This is a genomic window from Streptomyces sp. NPDC005794, from assembly GCF_042871445.1.
Taxonomy (GTDB): Bacteria; Actinomycetota; Actinomycetes; order Streptomycetales; family Streptomycetaceae; genus Streptomyces.
The window spans coordinates 1-2213 of the sequence record NZ_JBIAIN010000058.1; the positions used below are offsets into that span (position 1 = coordinate 1).

The 2213-nt window shown below is 72.6% G+C and carries 1 protein-coding gene; it reads left to right on the plus strand.

What is annotated here, in order from left to right; genetic code table 11:
* A partial coding sequence (locus ACFYQ5_RS36060; RefSeq protein ID WP_389203846.1) for a beta-ketoacyl synthase N-terminal-like domain-containing protein occupies positions 1-2213 on the plus strand: 2213 nt, incomplete at both ends.

Genomic DNA, 2213 nt, shown 5'->3' on the forward strand with positions numbered 1-2213 from the left:
GCTCTCCTGGATGCCTGTCTGACGGAGCCCGATGGCGCTCTGGTGCCGATGAAGCTGGACACCGACATCCTGCGGCAGCAGTTCGGGGCCGAAGTCCCCCCACTCTTCCGCAGCCTCATACGGGGCGGTGGACGCGCCCGCCGCGTCGTCGAGTCCGGGCCGGCGACGGGGGCCTCCTTCGCCGACCAGTTGGCCGCGCTGCCGCCGGAGAACCGCGAGCGCGCCCTCCTCGACCTCGTTCGCGCCCAGGTGGCCGCCGTGCTCGGCTACGCGTCCGGCGAGGACGTCAACCCCACGAAGGCGTTCAAGGAGCTGGGCTTCGACTCCCTCACCTCCGTCGAACTCCGCAACCGGCTCGGCACCACCACCGAGATGCGGCTGCCCGCCAGCCTCGTCTTCGACTACCCCACCCCGAAGGTCCTCGCCCTGTACCTCGGCACCGAGATCCTCGGCGAAATCGCGGACCCCACGGGTACGGCCGTCGGCCGGACGGCACAGGTGACGGTCGCAGCCCAGGACGAGCCCATCGCGATCGTCGCGATGAGCTGCCGGTTCCCCGGCGGCGTTCACACGCCCGAAGACCTCTGGCGGCTGCTCACCGACGGCGAAGAGGCCATCACCGAGTTCCCCGAGGGCCGCGGCTGGGACACCGCGTCCCTCTACGACCCCGACCCCGACCGCGTCGGCACCAGCTACGCCCGCGAGGGCGGCTTCCTCCACGACGCCGGCGAGTTCGACGCCGCGTTCTTCGGTATCTCCCCGCGCGAGGCCCTCGCCATGGACCCGCAGCAGCGGCTCCTCCTCGAGACCTCCTGGGAGGCCATCGAGCGCGCCGGAATCGACCCGGCCACGCTGCACGGCAGCCCCACCGGCGTCTTCGCCGGACTCATCTACCACGAGTACGGATCCCAGCTCACGAGCGTCCCCGAGGGGCTCGGGGGCTACCTCGGCACCGGCAGCTCCGGTGCCATCGCCTCCGGCCGCATCTCGTACTCCTTCGGGCTCGAAGGCCCGGCGGTGACGGTGGACACGGCATGCTCGTCGTCGCTGGTCGCCCTGCACCTGGCCGCGCAGGCCCTGCGCCAGGGCGAGTGCTCGCTCGCCCTCGCGGGCGGTGTGACCGTGATGCCCACGGCCGGCACGTTCCTGGAGTTCAGCCGCCAGCGGGGCCTCGCCCCCGACGGCCGCTGCAAACCCTTCGCCGCCGCCGCCGACGGCACCAGCTGGGGCGAGGGTGTCGGCATGCTCGTCCTCGAACGCCTCTCCGACGCCCGCCGCAACGGCCACCAGGTGCTCGCCGTGGTTCGCGGTTCCGCCATCAACCAGGACGGTGCCAGCAACGGGCTCACCGCCCCCAACGGCCCCTCCCAGCAGCGCGTGATCACCCAGGCCCTCGCCAACGCTCGCCTCACGACCACGGACGTGGACGCAGTGGAGGCCCATGGCACGGGCACGCCCCTGGGAGACCCGATCGAGGCGCAGGCCCTCATCGCCACCTACGGCAAGGAGCGCCCGGCCGACCGCCCGCTGTGGCTCGGCTCGGTGAAGTCCAACATCGGTCACACGCAGGCCGCCGCCGGGGTCGCCGGCGTCATCAAGATGGTCATGGCGATGCGTCACGGCGTCCTGCCGGGCACCCTCAACCTGGACGCGCCGACCCCCGAGGTCGACTGGTCGGCCGGGGCCGTGGAACTCCTGGCGGAGGCCCGTACATGGCCCGAGCGGGAGGGCGGCGCGCCGCGCCGCGCGGGGGTGTCGTCGTTCGGCGTGAGCGGGACGAACGCGCACGTCATCCTGGAGCAGGGCCCGTCGGCCGAGGAGCCCGTGCCCGCCGAGCAGGACGCGGCGGGCACGCCGTCGCCGTCGCGCGTGCTGGTGGGCGTGGTTCCGCTCACTCTCTCGGCCAAGACTCCGGAGGCGCTCCAGGCCCAGGCCGGACGCCTTCGCGAACACCTGCTGGCCCATTCCGGCTTGGCTCTCGGCGATGTGGCCTGGTCGCTGGTGGCGGCGCGGTCGCGGTTCGAGCATCGGGGTGTGGTCGTCGGGCGGGACCGTGAGGAGCTCCTCGCCGGCCTCGACCAGCTGGCCCAGGATGACGCTACGGGGCGGAATGTGGTCGTCGGCCGTGCTCAGGGCGGCTCGCCTCGTCCGGTGTTTGTGTTTCCGGGGCAGGGGTCGCAGTGGGCGGGGATGGCGGTTGATCTTCTTGATTC